Source organism: Micromonospora sp. B006 (genome assembly GCF_003408515.1).
GTDB lineage: Bacteria > Actinomycetota > Actinomycetes > Mycobacteriales > Micromonosporaceae > Micromonospora > Micromonospora echinospora_A.
Genome location: NZ_CP030865.1, coordinates 4,749,105 through 4,765,248, shown reverse-complemented (window position 1 = coordinate 4,765,248; position 16,144 = coordinate 4,749,105). Strand labels below are relative to the sequence as shown.

The window sequence follows — 16,144 nt, the reverse complement described above, 5'->3', positions numbered from 1 at the left end:
CCGGCCATTGTTACCGACTCAGGGCCTCCGCTGCTGCCGTGCGGCCGGGAGCGGCCGGGGCCGACCGGATCGGGCGACGCCGGCAGCAGCCACAGGAGGGGTGCGGCGGCCACCGTCGGTGACGGACGCGGCCCGGGCCCGGGATCTCCACGGCGCCGCCAAGGGTCTCCGGATGGCCGCCGTCGAGCTGCGCCAGCACCTCGGCCGTGGCGAATGCGGCGGCGGCCAGCCGGGTGGTGGCGGCGCACGCCCGCTCGCCCCGGTCGGCGGCGAGCTGTGCGGCGAGCGCGGGCCAGTCCGGATCCCGGTCGCCCCGGTGCAGGTCGAGGCAGCGCAGGCAGGGACCGACCGGCGGGCGGACCAGCGGACCGATGACGGGTACGCCGCCGCGCAGGTCGAGCAGCAGGTGGGGCTGGCGCCGGCGGGCGTAGCCGCTGGCCAGCAGCTCGGCCGGACGGTCGACGCCGAGCTGCACCACCAGATCCGGCCGGGTCGCCCGAGACGGGCCGGTGACAGTTCCGGGCGCGCACCGGTCCAGCGCCGCGCGTACCGCCGTGGCCAGCGGCCGGCCCAGCTCAGCGGCGGTCAGGCCGGTCCCGACCAGGTCGCCGGGGCCGACCGGGCCGGCCAGATCGGGTACGACGTGCCCGACGCCGGCCTGGGCCAGCGCGACGGCGACCGCCGCGCCGAGTCGTCCCGTGCCGGTGACAAGCACCCGGGCGGCACGGCGGCGGCGCAGCAGCCGGGCCGGTGTGCCCGGCAGATCGGGCGACGCGAGCGCCAGCGCGGTGGCCTCGGCGACCAGCCGGGCCCGGACCGCTCCGGCGAGGTCACGGGGAAGCAGGGCCTGGGCGGCCACCACCAGCCCGGCGTCCCGGAGCGTGTCGAGCAGGGCGCGTGCCTCGTCGGGCGGGACTTTGGCGGCGCCCGCCTCGGCCAGCACGGCGCGTTCGCTGCGGGTGCCGTCGAGCAGGTCGAGCAGGCGGGCCGTCCCAGGCGAGGACATCTCCAGCAGCACCGCCCGGCCGGGCGGCTCACCGAGCTGGAGCGTGCGGCGGTCGCGCCAGAGCCGGGTCAGGCCGGGCAGCAGGGTCGGGCGGACGAGCGGTGTCGAGTCGGTCACGCCACTGATCGTGACCGTTTCCACGCGCTCCGTCGTTCGTTGTCCACAGGTGCGGCGAGCCGTGGCCAGCGTTGTCCACAGGATCTCGCCGGTTTTCCACAACTAGCCGGTAACTGTGTCGGCTACACGACGGGGAGGGTGGCCCTCGGCCACCCTCCCCGTGTGCGCGGTTCGGGTCAGACCTTGGCCTTCCCCAGGATGCGGTTCACTGTTGTGCCGCACACCGGGCACTTGCCCTTGGCCATGTTCATGCCGGTCTTCGAGACCTCCACGTGCCCCTCGAAGTCCCGCTTCTCCTTGCACTTCACGCAGTAACCGTTGTAGGTCTGGGCCTGGTCGGCCACGGTAGCCTCCTCGTCTCGTCCGCCGGAAGTGTCCCGGCGGGTCTCCCTGCGGCCGAACGTGACGTCGGCGCCGGGGGGTTCTCCACGATCAGTCACCTGACCGTGGTTGGCGGACCCTACCCAGGTCTGGGCGGTTCCATGTCAGCTGTACGCCGACTCTGTGAGCAAGTCGACGTCGAGAGTGTGCATGCCGAGTTACGTCGGATAAGTCAGTTTCGCGCGGACACGCCGGGTAAAAGAGCCCAGATCCCCTTCGTGTGCCCCTGACGCCGGTCACTCACCGTAGATCACTTAACGTTGCAGAGGGGTGCTAGGTGATGGTCACCTACCATCGCAAAGAATTTTTTCTGGACTCCTGACAATCAACCGCCATTTTCCGGGCGCGTGTCGTCGTGTTGACTCTTGCGGAGTCCTGGTCAGTACGCATTAGCTTTCCATCGTGACAGTCAACCGAGGCTGCGCGGGCCGGTAATGGCCGTGACGCGGAAGCCCGTCGTCGAGGTACGGCGCAGCCAGCGCCGGCGGCGCACGGTGTCCGCGTACCGGGACGGCGAGCGCGTCGTCGTGCTGATCCCCGACCAGTTCTCCCGGGCCGAGGAGAGCGAGTGGGTCGACCGGATGCTGGCCCGGCTCGCCGCCCGCGAGGGCCGTTTCGCCCGCTCGGACGCCGAACTGCTCGCCCGCGCCGGCCGCCTGATCGACAGCTACCTTCCCGAGTACGGCTCGGCCGCGGTGCCCGCGAGCGTGCGCTGGGTGACGAATCAGAACGGCCGCTGGGGCTCCTGCACCCCCGCCGACCGCACCATCCGGATCTCGCACCGGATCCAGGACATGCCCGACTGGGTGATCGACTACGTCCTCCTGCACGAGCTGACGCATCTCATCGTGCCCAGCCACAACGCCGAGTTCTGGGCGCTGGTCGCCCGGTACCCGCGCGCGGAACGGGCCCGCGGCTACCTGGAGGGCGTGGCCGCCACCGCCGCCATCCCCTGACCGCCCCTCGCCCTCGCCCTCGCCCCCGCCCCCCTCGGCCCCGGCTCCGCGCGGTCGATCATGAGGTTGACCTGTTGATCCGTCCGTTTCGTCACCGCCAACCTCATGATCGTCGAGAACGGGCGGGATCCGCGTACCGCGCGGGCGGGCGCGAGGTCGGCGGGGGGCCGGGGTTAGGGTCGGCGGGTGTCCCGACGTGTGGTGGTGGCGTTGCTCGGCCCGGTGACCTGGACGCCGCCCGGAATCGAGCCGGCGCGATGGCGTACCGCCCTCGCCGAGGACGTGGTGGACCTGCTGGCCACGCTGAACGAGGTGGAGACCGCCGTCGCGGTCACCGCGCCGGACCGATGGCTGGCCGACGCCGTGGTCTGGCCCGGCACCCCGGTGTACGAGGTGCCGGAACCGACGCCGAACGCGGTGTTCGCGGCGCTCGCCGCTGTTGGCTCGGCGGCGGTCTACGACCAGGTCGCAGTGGTGGCAGCCGACGCGCCGGACGTGCCCGGGCTGACGCTCGGCAAGCTGCTGCGGCCGCTGACCACCCGGCCGGTGGCGGTGGCCCCGGCCGAGGGAAGCGGAACCGGGCTGCTGGGAGTGGCGGCGCGACTGCCCGTACCGGCGTGGTTGCCGGCGCTGGATCTGGACACGACCGGGCCGGCCGAGGTGCGCCGGGCCGCGCCGAGCCCGGGGGACGTGGCGGTCACCGCCGGCTGGCGCCGGATGCGCGGCCCCGCCGACCTGGCCGCGCTCGACCTGGCCGTCGAGGGCTGGGAGGCCACCCGGGCCCTGCTGTCCGGCCGCCCCGCCTGACCCCTGCCGCCCCCACCCGCTGCCTCACCCGCGGCCGCGCACCGCCACTCCGCCGATCTTGGAGTTGTGGCACCTCGCAAAGGGCGCCACTCGGGCATCCTGGGCGCCACAACTCCAAGATCGGCGGGCGAGGGCGAGGGCGAGGGCGAGCGGGGCGGGATGTGGGCGGGATGTGGGCGGGCCCGCACGGTGGAACCGTGCGGGCCCGTTCGCGTACCGCGTCAGCGCTTGTCGTCGTCCTCGCCGGGGGACTTCTCCTCCGGGGCGCCCGGCGCGGAGAAGTCGAAGTTGGCCAGCTCGTCGTCGAGATCGGTGCTGGTCGCGGCGAACGCCTCCGGCGCGGCGAAGTCGTCGTCGGAGGGCAGCAGGTCCGGGTGGCCCCAGATCGCGTCCCGGCCGGCGATGCCGCGGTGCTCGGTCAGCGCCGCCCACAGCACCGTGGCCTCGCGCAGCCGGCGGGGCCGCAGTTCGAGACCGACGAGCGCGGCGAACGTCTGCTCGGCCGGGCCACCGGCGGCGCGGCGGCGGCGGAACGCCTCGCCGAGGCGTACGACGTTGGGGAGGCGGTCACCGGCGGCGCTGTCGACGACGTGGCAGACCCAGCCCTCGACCAGGGCGAGGACGGTCTCCAGCCGGGCCAGCGACGCCTTCTGCGCGGGAGTGTCCTCGGGCGTGAAGATGCCCTCCAGCGCGATCGCCTGCATGGACTCCGGGTCGGTCGGGTCGACCCGGCCCATCGCCTCCTCGATCGCCTCCCGGTTGACCCGGATGCCCGCGGCGTAGTTCTCCACAGCCGTCAGCACGTGCCCGCGCAGCCACGGCACGTGCTGGAACAGCCGCTGGTGGGCGGCCTCGCGCAGGGCCACGTAGAGGCGTACCTCGTCCTCGGGCAGCTCCAGGCCCTCGCCGTACGCCTTGATGTTCGCGGGGACGAGCGCGGCGGTGCCGGCGGGGCCGAGCGGCAGGCCGATGTCACCGGCGGAGAGCACCTCGGCGGCGAGCGAGCCGAGCGCCTGGCCGAGCTGGCCGCCGAAGAGCGCGCCGCCCAGCGTGGCGACCATCGACTGCATCGGGCCGAGCTGGGCGCGGGCCTCCGGCGGCACCAGGTCGCCCATCGCGCCGACCATCCGGCTGGCGACCGGGTCGCAGAGCTTGCGCCACACGTCGAGCGTCTTGAAGATCCACTCGTTGCGGTTCCAGGCGACCGAGGTGCGGATGCCGGAGGGCCACGAGGTCGCCGGCTCCAGCCAGAGGTCGGCGATCCGCAGCGCCTCCTCGACCGCGTTGCGTTCGAACGGCGAGACCGCCGGGTCGCCGGCGGCGGCGAGCTGGCTGGCGGCTACCTGCCGGGCGAGGTCCCAGTTGACCGGCCCGCTGCCCGGCGCCGAGAGCAGGTGCTGCAACTGCGACATGAACTGCTGCATCGCCGCGGGATCGTTGGGGTCCGGTGGTTGACCACCCGGGAGCGCGAAACCGAACGGAATATCAGGCACGACCTCTACGGTACGCGCGCGCCGCCGCAGGTCGTGCCACTCGGCGTTGCGCTGAGGGCGAAGTCCTCGGGTCACCGCGCCGGGCGGCGGGGTACGGATCGGTACGCTCTGGCGCATGAGACGTCGCGGCGTGACCGTCCTTCTCGGTGCCCTGCTCACCGCACTGCTCAGCGTCGGCGTGCTGAGCGTGCCGCTGCCGTACGTGGTGCTCGGCCCCGGTCCGACGGTGAACACGCTGGGCACCGAGGACGGCAAGGAGGTCATCCAGGTGACCGGCCGCGCGACGTCGACGTCCGCCGGTCAGCTCCGTCTCACCACGGTCGGTGTGCAGCCGACAGTGCGGCTCCGGTCGGCGCTGGCCGGATGGTTCTCCTCGGACGAGGCGGTGGTGCCGCGCGAGCTGGTCTACCCGCCGGGGCAGTCGCAGGAGGAGGTCGAGAAGCGCAACGCCGAGGACTTCCAGAACTCGCAGACCAGCGCCGAGACGGCCGCCCTGCGTGAGCTGGGCTACCCGATCAAGGTGCTGGTCAAGGCGGTCACGCCGGGCGGTCCGTCGGTCGACGTGCTCCGGCCCGACGACGTGCTGACCTCTGTCGACGGGGTGCCGGTGACGAGCGCGGCCAAGCTCACCGAGCTGATCCGGGCGAAGCCGGCCGGCACCGCGCTGAAGATCGGCTACACCCGCGGCGACACTCCCGGCACGGCCACCGTGACCAGTCAGGAGCAGGACGGCCGGCCGCGGATCGGCGTGGAGATCGACCAGCAGCAGCCGCACCCCTTCACCCTCAAGATCGACCTGGGGGACATCGGCGGGCCGAGCGCCGGGCTGATGTTCTCGCTCGGCATCATCGACAAGCTGGAGCCGGCCGACCTGACCGGCGGCAAGATCATCGCCGGTACCGGCACCATCGACGACGAGGGCCGCGTCGGCCCGATCGGCGGCATCGCCCAGAAGCTCGTCGGCGCCAAGGAGGCCGGCGCGAGCGCGTTCCTGGTGCCCGCCGACAACTGCGCCGAGGCCGTCCGCAACCCGCAGCCGGGCCTGCCCATGCTGAAGGTCGCCACGCTGGACGACGCATTGACGGCGCTCGAGGCGCTGCGTGCCGGGGGACAGCCGACGCGCTGCTGAACCGGCCGGGACCACGGCTGCTGTGCCGATCGTGACGTGACCTTGACCCGACGTGCTCAGGAAGACCCCGTACTCTTGGTGCCTGGTCGGAGCCGATCACATCGAGCGTGCGGAGCCAACAGTGGTCATGCGTAGCAGTCCCTTGCCGAGGATGAGCCGACGCGGACGCGTCACCATCGGTGTTCTGGTCGGGGTGTTCGTCTTGTTCACCCTGCTCGGCTGGGGCGTCAACGCGTGGACGGACTGGCTCTGGTTCGACGAGGTCCGCTACACCCAGGTCTTCACCGGTGTCCTCGCCACCCGGCTGCTGCTGTTCCTGGTGATCGGTGTCGGCATGGCGCTGATCGTCGCCGGCAACCTCTGGCTGGCCTATCGGCTCCGGCCCCGGATGCGCCCGCACTCGGCCGAGCAGGCCACGCTGGAGCGCTACCGGATGCTCCTGAGCCCCCGGCTCGGCACCTGGATCGCGCTCGCCGCCGCCGTCGTCGGGCTGTTCGCCGGCCTGTCCGCGCAGAGCCGGTGGAGCCAGTGGCTGCTGTTCCGCAACGGCGGCGACTTCGGCGTGAAGGACCCCGAGTTCGGCATCGACGTCGGCTTCTACGTCTTCCAGCTCCCGTTCTGGCGCTACCTGCTCGGTGTCGGCTTCACCGCTGTCGTGCTGGCCCTGCTCGGCGCGCTCGCCGTGCACTACATCTTCGGCGGGGTGCGGCTCCAGGGCGTCGGCGACCGGATGACGAACGCCGCCCGCGCCCACCTCAGCTCGCTGGTCGCGGTCTTCGTGCTGCTCAAGGCCATCGCGTACGTGCTGGACCGGCGGGCCATGCTGCTGGAGTACAACGAGGGCGCCAAGCTCTACGGCGCCGGCTACGCCGACGTGAACGCGTTGCTGCCGGCGAAGGAGATCCTCGCCTGGATCTCCGTCCTGGTGGCGCTGGCGATCATCGTGTTCTCCAACGCGGTGATGCGGAACCTGGTCTGGCCGGGCATCTCGCTCGCCCTGCTCGGCGTCTCCGCTGTCGCGATCGGCGGCATCTACCCGTGGGCCGTGCAGACGTTCGAGGTCAAGCCGAGCGCCCGGGACAAGGAAGCGCCGTACATCGAACGCAGCATCAAGGCCACCCGTACCGCGTTCAGCCTGGAAGGCACGAAGACCACACCGTACGCGGCGAGCAATCTCGTTCCACCCGCCAGCCTGGCCACCGACACCTCGGTGGTGCAGAACATCCGGCTGCTCGACCCGCAGCTGGTCTCCGAGACGTACACCCAGCTCCAGCAGGTCCGCGGCTTCTACGACTTCGGCTCGAAGCTGGACATCGACAGGTACTCGGTCAAGGACAAGACCTCCGACTACGTGGTCGGCGTCCGTGAGATCAACTACGGCGAGCTGACCGACCAGCAGAGCAACTGGATCAACCGCCACACCGTCTACACCCACGGGTACGGCCTGGTGGCCGCCCCGGCGAACCAGGTGGTCTGCGGCGGGCAGCCGTACTTCGTCTCCGGCTTCCTGGGCGAGAAGGCGCAGGAGGCGTGTTCCTCGCCGGCCGAGGAGATCCCGGCCCAGCAGCCGCGGATCTACTACGGCGAGCGGATGGAGCCGGGGGACTACGCGATCGTCGGGCAGAACGGCGACCGCAACGTCGAGTTCGACCGGCCCACCTCCACCGGCGGCGAGCAGTACTACACCTACAGCGGCGAGGGTGGCGTCAAGATCGGTTCGTTCCCGCGCCGCCTGCTCTACTCGATCAAGGAGCAGGAGCCGAACTTCCTGCTCTCCGAGGCGGTCAACGAGAACTCGAAGCTGCTCTACGTGCGTAACCCGCGTGACCGGGTGGAGAAGGTCGCGCCGTTCCTCACGCTCGACGGCGACCCGTATCCGGCGGTCGTGAACGGCCGGGTCCTGTGGATCATCGACGGCTACACCACGGCGGCGACCTACCCGTACGCCGAGCGGGTCAACCTCCAGGCGGAGACCGCCGACGAGCTGACCGGCCGGGGCACGTTCCAGCTCGCCCGGGAGAACGTCAACTACATCCGGAACTCGGTGAAGGCGACAGTCGACGCCTACGACGGCACGGTCAAGCTCTACTCGTACGACGACACCGACCCGGTGCTCAAGGCGTGGAACAAGGCGTTCGGCGGCGACCTGGTGCTGCCCAAGGGCGACATCCCGGCCGAGCTGGCCGAGCACTTCCGCTACCCGGCGGACATGTTCAAGGTGCAGCGCAACCTGCTCACCAAGTTCCACGTCACCGACCCGGGCGACTTCTACTCCGGCCAGGACTTCTGGCAGGTGCCGAACGTGCCGGACGCGCCGGACAGCGGGCAGAAGCAGCCGCCGTACTACCTCTTCACCCAGTTCCCCGGGCAGGAGGGGCCACGCTTCCAGCTGACCTCCGCGGTCACCCCGAACGGGCGGCAGAACCTCGCCGCGCTGGTCTCCGGCTCGTACGTCGACGGCAAGCCCCAGCTGGAGGTGCTGGAGCTGCCGGACCAGACCCGGATCTCCGGGCCGACGCAGGTGCACCAGCAGATGACGAACAACGGCGACATCCGGCAGCAGCTCAACCTGCTCTCCTCCAACCAGGCCCAGGTGCAGTACGGCAACCTGCTGTCGCTGCCGTTCGCCGACGGCATGCTCTACGTCGAGCCGGTCTACGTGAAGAGCAGCAACCAGGACGCGTACCCGCTGCTGCAGAAGGTGCTGCTCTCCTACGGTGACGGCGGCTCGTACGTGGTGCTCGCCAACAACCTCAACGACGGCATCAAGCAGCTCGTCGAACAGGGCAAGCGGGCGCCGAACAACAACCCGCCGCCGAGCACCGACGACAACGAGACGCCGACGCCGACGCCGACGCCGACCGGGGGCGACACCAACACCCCGCCGGTGACCGGCGAGCTGGCTCAGGCGGCCGCCCGGGTGCAGACCGCGATCGGCGAGGTCAAGGCCGCGCAGGCGTCCGGCGACTTCGAGCGGTACGGCCGCGCGCTGAAGGCGCTGGACGAGGCGATGAGCGCGTTCCAGCAGGCCCAGGCCGCCGCCAACGGCTCGGGCAACCCGGCGCCGTCCGGCAGCGCCTCGCCGCCGGCGCCCACGTCGCCCGCGCCCACACCGAGCGGCTGACGCCGAGCCGACACCACGAGCCCGTGGTCCGGGACCGCAACGGTCACCCGGACCCGGGCTCGTGTCGTCTTCCGGACTCCCCGCCCGCAACCCCGGACCCCACTGCGCCGTCAACAGTGCAGGTGGACGTGTGGGGGCGGGAGGGCACATGCGGGACGCGAGCAGCTTCGACGACTTCTACCGCAGCACGTCGGGGCGGGCCGTCCGGTACGGCTACGCGGTGGCCGGCGACCCGGCCGAGGCCCAGGATCTCGTGCAGGAGGCGTACGCGCGGGCCTGGCGGCAGTGGGCGAAGCTCGCCGCCCACCCCGCCCCGGAGGCGTGGCTGCGGCTGGTGATCAGCCGGCTGGCGACCGACCGGTTCCGGCGGCTGCGCGGGTGGCGCCTCGCGGCCAGCCGCACCGGGCCACCGCCCGACGTCGGCCCGCCGGGCGAGGACACCGTGCTGCTGGTCGGGGCGCTGCGGCAGCTCCCGCCCCGGCACCGGCAGGCGCTCGCCCTGCACTACCTGTTCGACCTGCCGGTGGAGGAGATCGCCCGGGAGGCCGGGGTACCCGCCGGCACTGTGAAGTCCTGGCTGTCCCGGGGCCGGGCCCGGCTGGCCGAGCTGTTGCCCGGCGTCGCCGCCGAGGAGCTGGAGGTCAACGATGTCGCCTGAACTGCACCGCTACTACCGGTCCCTCGCCGCCGACACCGACGAGCGGGTGCTGCCCGCGCCGGACCGGCTGCGCCGCAGCGCCGACCGCTGGGCCCGGCGCCGCGCCGCGCTGACCGTACTGGCGGTGGCCGGGCTGGTCGGCGGCACGGTGGCCGGCAGTCAGCTGGTGCTCGCCGCCGGGCCGGCGCCGAACCCGGCTCCGCCGCCCGCGGGTACGCCCACCCCGCGGCCGTCCACCGCCACGCCCTCGGTCGCGCCGTCGTCACCGCCCCCGCCGTCGCCGACCGTCGGCCGTACGCCCGGCTCGCGGAGCCCGGCCGTGACCACCACGCCTCCGGCCCCGGCCACCCCGACCACCGTCCCGGACCGGGCGTTCTTCGTCATGCCCGCCGCGAACGACGCCGGCACCGGCCACTACTTCGGCCCGGGACCGGTGCTGCCGGTGCTCTGCGGCGCGAGCCCCGCCGACGAGCGGGTGGTGGCGCAGCGGGCCCGGTCGTTGCCGTACCGCCGGACCGGGGCCCCAGCCGACGAGGTGCCGTCCGGCAACTACCGGCACAGCATCACGATCTACCGGGCCGGCGGCGCCGGCGCGGCGCTGGCCGAGCTGCGCGCGGCGGTCCGGGCCTGCCCCGAGCAGCCCGCCCGGGGGCGGCCGTCGGTGACGGTACGGCAGCAGTTGCTGCCCGACACCGGATACGGCGACGAGTCGGTGCTGTTCGAGACACGGACGCCGTACCGGGACGCGAACGGCGATCCGAGCGGCGGCGACGAGGTGCACCTCATCCGCGCGATCCGCGTCGGTGACGTGGTGACGGTGCTGTGGGAACAGGGCTGGGAGAGCACCTCGACCGAGCGCGCCCAGTTCGACGCGGACAGCCGCCGGGCGGTCGAGGCGATCCGGCGGTGGCTGGACTGAGTACCCGTTTTGCGCCGCCCCGGGTCGGTGCGCTACGGTTATCGAGCCGACGCGGGGTGGAGCAGCTCGGTAGCTCGCTGGGCTCATAACCCAGAGGTCGCAGGTTCAAATCCTGTCCCCGCTACTCGTGACGAAGGGCCCCGGAGTTCTCTCCGGGGCCCTTCGCCGTTCCCGCCTGCCGCCGGTCCGCGCGCAGCCCGGCCGCGGAATCGGGGACCCGGCTGATCTCCAGGATCGGAGTGCGATAAGCTTTACGAGCCGACGCGGGGTGGAGCAGCTCGGTAGCTCGCTGGGCTCATAACCCAGAGGTCGCAGGTTCAAATCCTGTCCCCGCTACTCGTGACGAAGGGCCCCGGAATTCTTTCCGGGGCCCTTCGCCGTGTCCGGCGACATCCGCCCCGTCCTCCGTGCCCCGGTTGCGTGTCTCGGCGAGGATGGGGGCATGTCTGCATGGAACAAGTGGTGGGGCCGCCTGGGCGCGGTCCTCGGTACGGTCGTGCTCTCGGTGTTCGTGCCGGTCGCGGCCTGGGCGTCGTCGGGCACCGGCGAGATCGTGGTGGAGGCCGCGCGCCGTCGCTCCCGCGGCGGGTTCGGCTTCCTCGGCCTGCTCTGCTGCCTCGTGGTGGTCGGCGGCATCGTGCTGCTGGTGGTGCTGCTCACCCGCAACCGCCGCAACCGCCCCCCGCGCTGACCTCACACCCGCGCCCGCCCTCCCCGCCGCCCGGTCGCCCTTCCGGGGCGGGCGGAGGGGAGAGGGTCAGCTGGCCAGGGCGGCGTTGGCCTGAGCCATGAAGCGGGATGTCGCGGTGCGGGCGCCGGAGCGCTTGCCGCGGATGCTCTCGGCCGCGTCGATCAGCAGGGTGCGGACCTTGGCGTGTCCCTTGGGCGGCGGCGTGGGTGACGGGCCGGCCAGCTCGTCCAGCTCGGCGCCGAGCGCGGCCATCCGCTTCTCGGACCGGTCGGTCACGTCCGCGACGACGAACGAGCGCACCTGCTTGCTGGCGTTGAGGCCGCGTTCCACGCCGAGGAGCCGGCCGGCGGCCACGTTCGTGGTCAGGAAGTCGATCACGTTCACCACCACCTCCGGGTGGCGGGTGCCCTGGAAGGCGGCCCAGTACATCGACGCCCGGGGCCACTGGGCGGCGGGCGTGCCCGGGAGGGCCACCGCCGCCAGCTCGTCGTCGGTCAGGCGTTGCAGCTCCGGCAACTGGTGCGACCAGGCGAAGGAGGCGGCGGTGTGCCCGGTGACCACGAGCTGGCGGGCCAGCTCGCCGCTGTCCGCCTGCTCGACCAGCGCCGCGCTCGGGGTGGCCCGGCTGAAGCGGGCCACCTCCCAGAACTCGAACCAGTCGAGCAGCTCGGCCGAGCTGAACCCGAGCTGCCGCCCCCGGTACATCTCGCTGCCCTGGCCGCGCAGCCAGAGCCAGAGCGCCCGGTAGTCGCCGGACGCGTCCATGGCGCCGGCCACCCGGTTGCCGGAGGCGCGGGTCACGCGGGCGGCCCAGGCGACGTACTCCTTCCAGGACATGCCGGTGCGCGGCTCGGGCTGGTCCAGCCGGCGCAGCAGCGCGCGGTTGAACACCAGCGCCGCGCTGGTCTGCGCGGCCGGCACGCCCACTGTCCGCTCGTCCACCTGGCCGTAGCGGGCCAGCTGCGCCGGCACCTCGCGCAGGTCGATCCGCCCGTCGGCGGCGTACGGGCTGAGGTCGAGCAGGATGTCCCGGCCGGCGTACTCGGCGAGCAGGGTGTCGTCGATCTGGAACAGGTCCGGCGGGTTGCCGCCGGTGGCCTGGGTGGCCAGCCGGTCGTAGTAGCCGCTCAGCCCTTGCCAGGTGACCCGAAAGCTCACCCGGGGGTTCTGCTGCGAGTACAGGCGCAGCGCCTGTTCGGTGGCCGCCGCCCGCCGCTCGCCGCCCCACCAGAACACCGACAGCTCGACCGGCCCGTCGTCGGCGGCCGTCTCCTCCGGGCTGCACCCGGCCAGCGCCGGCAGCCCGCCGCCGAGCAGCGGAAGCCCGGCGAGCGCGCCGAGAAGCCGTCGTCGGTCGAGGCCGGGACGGGGTACGGACTGCGCTGCGGGCACGGATCTCTCTCCGAACGTCGGTGGACGGATCATTTCACCGGCCCCCGGCGGGGTGTCAACGCCGGGCTGGACCGCCGGTGGGCGCGCCGGGCCGCCCCCGCCGGTCATGGTGTACTAGCGCCGTGGAACTTCTGCACTCGGGCAAGGTCCGGGACGTCTACGCCGACGGCGAGGACCTGATCTTGGTCGCCACCGACCGCGTCTCCATCTACGACGTGGTGCTGCCGACCCCGATCCCGGACAAGGGCCGCCTGCTCACCGCGCTGTCGCTGTGGTGGTTCGAGCAGCTGTCCGACCTGGTGCCGAACCACGTGATCTCCGCGACTGACGTGCCGGCGGAGTTCGCCGGCCGGGCGATCCGCTGCCGGCGGCTGGAGATGGTGCCGGTCGAGTGCGTGGCCCGGGGCTACCTGACCGGCAGCGGCTTCGCCGAGTACCAGCGCTCCGGCTCGGTCTGCGGGGTGCCGCTGCCCCGCGGCCTGGTGGAGGCGTCGATCCTGCCCGAGCCGATCTTCACGCCGACGACGAAGGCCCCGAAGGGCGAACACGACGAGCCGATCACGTACGAGCAGGTGGTCGACAAGGTCGGGCCGGAGCTGGCGGAGCGGCTGCGGCAGATCACCATCGACGTCTACCGGCGTGGCGCGGAGATCGCCGCCGAGCGGGGCATCCTGATCGCGGACACGAAGCTGGAGCTGGGCTGGGCGGCGGACGGCACGCTGGTCCTCGGCGACGAGGTGCTCACCTCCGACTCGTCCCGGTTCTGGCCGGCCGAGTCGTACCAGCCGGGCCGCGCCCAGTTCTCCTACGACAAGCAGTACGTGCGGGACTGGGCCACGGCCGCCGGCTGGGACAAGCAGCCGCCCGCGCCGGAGGTGCCGGCCGAGGTGATCGAGGCGACCCGGGCCCGCTACGTCGAGGTGTACGAGAAGCTCACCGGCAACCGCTGGGACTGACGCTCACTCGGCCCAGTCGAGCGTGCGCTGGACCGCCTTGTGCCACTGGCGCAGCTCCCGCTCCCGGTGCGCCGGGTCCATCGTCGACGTCCACTGCGCGTCCGAGCGCCACTTCTCGCGCAGCGTGGCCAGGTCGGGCCAGAACCCGACGGCCAGACCGGCGGCGTACGCGGCGCCGAGGCACGTCGTCTCGGTGATCCGGGACCGTACGACCGGCACGTCCAGCACGTCGGCGAGGAACTGCATGAGCAGCTCGTTGCCGGTCATCCCGCCGTCGACCCGCAGCCGCCGCAGCGCCACGTCGGAGTCGGCGTTCATGGCGTCAACCACCTCGCGGGTCTGGAAGGCGGACGCCTCCAGCACCGCGCGGGCCAGGTGCCCCTTGGTGATGTAGCCGGTCAGCCCGGCGATCACGCCCCGGGCGTCGCTGCGCCAGTGCGGGGCGAACAGGCCGGAGAAGGCCGGCACCACGTAGCAGCCGCCGTTGTCGTCGACGGTGCGGGCCAGCTCCTCGACCTGCGGGGCGCTGGAGATCAGGCCGAGGTTGTCGCGCAGCCACTGCACCAGCGAGCCGGTGACCGCGATGGCGCCCTCCAGCGCGTACACGGCGGGCTGGCCCTCGATCCGGTACGCCACGGTGGTGAGCAGGCCGTGCCGCGACGGCACCGGGCTGGCGCCGGTGTTGAGCAGCAGGAAGCTGCCGGTGCCGTAGGTGCACTTGGCCTCGCCGGGCTGGAAGCAGGTCTGCCCGAACAGCGCTGCCTGCTGGTCGCCGAGCGCGCTGGCGACCGGCACGCCGGCCAGCACCCCCTGCGCGGTGCCGTACACCTCGGCCGAGCTGCGGATCTCGGGCAGCACGGCGGCCGGGATCCGCAGCGCGTCGAGCAGCTCCGGGGCCCAGTCGAGCGTCTCCAGATCCATCAGCATCGTGCGGCTGGCGTTCGTCACGTCGGTGACGTGCCGGCCGGTCAGCTTCCAGATCAGCCAGCTGTCCATGGTCCCGAACAGCACCTCGCCGCGTTCGGCCCGCTCGCGCAGCCCGTCGACGTTGTCGAGCAGCCAGCGCAGCTTCGGCCCGGCGAAGTAGGTGGCCGGGGTCAGGCCGGTGCGGGACCGCAGCCGCTCCTGGTCGTACGTCTCGGCCAGCTCACGCAGCAGCGGGCCGGTGCGGGTGTCCTGCCAGACGATCGCGTTCGCCACCGGGCGGCCGGTCGCCCGGTCCCACACCACAGTGGTCTCCCGCTGGTTGGTGATGCCCACCGCGGCCAGCATCTCGGTGCCGATGTCGGCACTCGCCAGCGCCTCGCGCACCACGTGCTCGACGTTCGTCCAGATTTCCTCGGCGTCGTGTTCCACCCAGCCGGGCCGGGGGAAGATCTGCCGGTGCTCGCGCTGGGCGACGGCGACGATCTCGCCGGCCCGGTCGAAGACGATGCAGCGCGACGACGTGGTGCCCTGGTCGATGGCGGCGACGAACTCTGCGGTCACGGCAGCACCGTACCCGCCGCCAGTGTCCACCGTCTTCCTCCGGCGGCCCGTACGATCAACAGACGTGCGTGACATTGCCGTGTTCAGCGGGTCGGCCCATCCCGTCCTCGCCGCCGAGATCTGCGCCCACCTCCACGTCCCGTTGCATCCGGTGCGGGTGTCCCGGTTCGCCAACGACTGCCTGGAGGTGCAGTTGCAGGCGAACTGCCGGGAGCGCGACGTCTTCCTCATCCAGCCGCTGGTGCCGCCGGTCCAGGAGCACCTGGTCGAGCTGCTGCTCATGATCGACGCGGCCCGGGGCGCGTCGGCCGCCCGGATCACCGTGGTGCTGCCGCACTACGCGTACGCCCGGTCGGACAAGAAGGACGCGCCGCGCATCTCCATCGGCGGCCGGCTCGTCGCCGACCTGCTCACCTCCGCCGGCGCGCACCGGGTGCTGGCCATGACGCTGCACTCGCCGCAGGTGCACGGCTTCTTCAGCGTCCCGGTGGACCACCTGCACGCGCTGCGCGAGCTGGCCGCGCACTTCAAGGGGCACGACCTGAGCAACGCGGTGGTGGTCTCGCCGGACCTGGGCAACGCCAAGGAGGCCGCCGCGTTCGCCCGGATGCTCGGCACGCCGGTGGCGGCCGGCGCGAAGCAGCGCTTCAGCGACGACCGGGTGCAGATCAGCACCATCATCGGCGACGTGGCGGACCGGGACGTGATCGTGCTGGACGACGAGATCGCCAAGGGCAGCACGGTGATCGAGCTGATCTCGCACCTGCGCGAGCGGCAGGTCCGCTCGATCCGGCTCGCGTGCACCCACGGGCTCTTCTCCAGCGGGGCGCTGGAGCGGCTGAGCGGGCAGGAGGGCGTACTGGAGATCGTCTGCACCAACACGGTGCCGATCCCGGCGGAGAAGCGGGTGCCGAAGCTGGAGGTGCTGTCGGTGGCGCCGGCTCTGGCCGAGGCGATGCGGCGGATCCACAACGGGGAGTCGGTCAGCGCCCTCTTCGCCTGACCCTCTGCGGCCGGGCGGCATGTC

General features: G+C 72.5%; 14 protein-coding genes and 2 tRNA genes. 11 read left to right on the top strand and 5 right to left on the bottom strand.

The window, feature by feature from the left end:
- Window positions 1–10 precede the first annotated feature (10 nt).
- Together MicB006_RS21355 and MicB006_RS32415 are read right to left on the bottom strand one after the other, a co-directional pair.
- Window positions 11–1,123, bottom strand: coding sequence for a TOMM precursor leader peptide-binding protein (locus MicB006_RS21355; protein ID WP_152037860.1), 1,113 nt, complete (start codon window positions 1,121–1,123; stop codon window positions 11–13).
- 176 nt (window positions 1,124–1,299) lie between these two features.
- Entirely contained in the window at window positions 1,300–1,467 is a 168-nt protein-coding gene (locus tag MicB006_RS32415) for a DUF5679 domain-containing protein (RefSeq protein WP_007464795.1), read from the bottom strand.
- Between the two features lie 471 nt (window positions 1,468–1,938).
- Here MicB006_RS32415 and MicB006_RS21350 point away from each other — a divergent pair, with 471 nt between their 5' ends.
- Both MicB006_RS21350 and MicB006_RS21345 read left to right on the top strand, forming a co-directional pair.
- Entirely contained in the window at window positions 1,939–2,460 is a 522-nt protein-coding gene (locus MicB006_RS21350; RefSeq protein ID WP_116508457.1) for a M48 family metallopeptidase, read from the top strand.
- 186 nt (window positions 2,461–2,646) lie between these two features.
- On the top strand, window positions 2,647–3,267 hold the full coding sequence (locus MicB006_RS21345; protein ID WP_116508455.1) for a hypothetical protein: 621 nt from the start codon (window positions 2,647–2,649) through the stop codon (window positions 3,265–3,267).
- A gap of 221 nt (window positions 3,268–3,488) precedes the next feature.
- Here MicB006_RS21345 and MicB006_RS21340 read toward each other — a convergent pair whose 3' ends face one another.
- Window positions 3,489–4,760, bottom strand: a complete 1,272-nt coding sequence (locus MicB006_RS21340; protein WP_083664743.1) for a zinc-dependent metalloprotease — start codon at window positions 4,758–4,760, stop codon at window positions 3,489–3,491.
- A gap of 115 nt (window positions 4,761–4,875) precedes the next feature.
- Between MicB006_RS21340 and MicB006_RS21335 the strand changes: the two genes are divergently transcribed.
- The 7 genes from MicB006_RS21335 (at window position 4,876) to MicB006_RS21305 (ending at window position 11,281) form a co-directional block, all read left to right on the top strand.
- Window positions 4,876–5,889 carry a PDZ domain-containing protein gene (locus tag MicB006_RS21335; protein WP_192900114.1) on the top strand — a complete coding sequence of 338 codons (1,014 nt, stop codon included), beginning with the start codon at window positions 4,876–4,878 and terminating at the stop codon, window positions 5,887–5,889.
- 127 nt (window positions 5,890–6,016) lie between these two features.
- The gene (locus MicB006_RS21330) at window positions 6,017–9,013 is read left to right on the top strand and encodes a UPF0182 family protein (RefSeq protein WP_225980442.1); all 2,997 of its coding nucleotides are present in this window, start codon (window positions 6,017–6,019) and stop codon (window positions 9,011–9,013) included.
- Window positions 9,014–9,161: 148 nt separating this feature from the next.
- Window positions 9,162–9,671 carry an RNA polymerase sigma factor gene (locus MicB006_RS21325; RefSeq protein ID WP_116508452.1) on the top strand — a complete coding sequence of 170 codons (510 nt, stop codon included), beginning with the start codon at window positions 9,162–9,164 and terminating at the stop codon, window positions 9,669–9,671.
- Window positions 9,661–10,590: a hypothetical protein gene (locus MicB006_RS21320; protein ID WP_116508451.1), complete on the top strand. Its 930-nt coding sequence runs from the start codon at window positions 9,661–9,663 to the stop codon at window positions 10,588–10,590. Before MicB006_RS21325 ends, MicB006_RS21320 begins: the two co-directional genes overlap by 11 nt.
- Window positions 10,591–10,640: 50 nt before the next feature.
- Window positions 10,641–10,714, top strand: a tRNA-Met gene (locus tag MicB006_RS21315).
- Between the two features lie 138 nt (window positions 10,715–10,852).
- Window positions 10,853–10,926 (top strand) — tRNA-Met (locus MicB006_RS21310).
- Window positions 10,927–11,032: 106 nt separating this feature from the next.
- The gene (locus tag MicB006_RS21305) at window positions 11,033–11,281 is read left to right on the top strand and encodes a hypothetical protein (protein ID WP_091422247.1); all 249 of its coding nucleotides are present in this window, start codon (window positions 11,033–11,035) and stop codon (window positions 11,279–11,281) included.
- Window positions 11,282–11,347: 66 nt separating this feature from the next.
- Here the strand turns inward: MicB006_RS21305 and MicB006_RS21300 are convergent, their stop codons facing one another.
- Complete coding sequence (locus MicB006_RS21300) at window positions 11,348–12,673, bottom strand: ABC transporter substrate-binding protein (protein ID WP_116508449.1); 1,326 nt, start codon at window positions 12,671–12,673, stop codon at window positions 11,348–11,350.
- A gap of 122 nt (window positions 12,674–12,795) precedes the next feature.
- Between MicB006_RS21300 and MicB006_RS21295 the strand changes: the two genes are divergently transcribed.
- A complete protein-coding gene (locus MicB006_RS21295) occupies window positions 12,796–13,629 on the top strand; it encodes a phosphoribosylaminoimidazolesuccinocarboxamide synthase (protein WP_073828760.1) in 834 nt (277 codons plus the stop codon).
- A 3-nt stretch (window positions 13,630–13,632) separates the two neighbouring features.
- Here MicB006_RS21295 and glpK read toward each other — a convergent pair whose 3' ends face one another.
- Window positions 13,633–15,117 (bottom strand): glycerol kinase GlpK, encoded by a 1,485-nt coding sequence (glpK, locus tag MicB006_RS21290; RefSeq protein WP_225980440.1) that lies wholly within the window; start codon window positions 15,115–15,117, stop codon window positions 13,633–13,635.
- A 64-nt stretch (window positions 15,118–15,181) separates the two neighbouring features.
- On the opposite strand from glpK, the gene MicB006_RS21285 reads away from it, so the two are divergent.
- The gene (locus MicB006_RS21285; RefSeq protein WP_073828758.1) at window positions 15,182–16,120 is read left to right on the top strand and encodes a ribose-phosphate pyrophosphokinase; all 939 of its coding nucleotides are present in this window, start codon (window positions 15,182–15,184) and stop codon (window positions 16,118–16,120) included.
- Window positions 16,121–16,144 lie beyond the last annotated feature (24 nt).

What these genes read in the sequence shown, in the direction of transcription:
- MicB006_RS21350 (WP_116508457.1), top strand. Translation starts at nt 1,939, where the DNA reads ATGGCCGTGACGCGGAAGCCCGTCGTCGAGGTACGGCGCAGCCAGCGC.
- MicB006_RS21335 (WP_192900114.1), top strand. Translation starts at nt 4,876, where the DNA reads ATGAGACGTCGCGGCGTGACCGTCCTTCTCGGTGCCCTGCTCACCGCA.
- MicB006_RS21330 (WP_225980442.1), top strand. Translation starts at nt 6,017, where the DNA reads ATGCGTAGCAGTCCCTTGCCGAGGATGAGCCGACGCGGACGCGTCACC.
- MicB006_RS21325 (WP_116508452.1), top strand. Translation starts at nt 9,162, where the DNA reads ATGCGGGACGCGAGCAGCTTCGACGACTTCTACCGCAGCACGTCGGGG.
- MicB006_RS21320 (WP_116508451.1), top strand. Translation starts at nt 9,661, where the DNA reads ATGTCGCCTGAACTGCACCGCTACTACCGGTCCCTCGCCGCCGACACC.
- MicB006_RS21305 (WP_091422247.1), top strand. Translation starts at nt 11,033, where the DNA reads ATGTCTGCATGGAACAAGTGGTGGGGCCGCCTGGGCGCGGTCCTCGGT.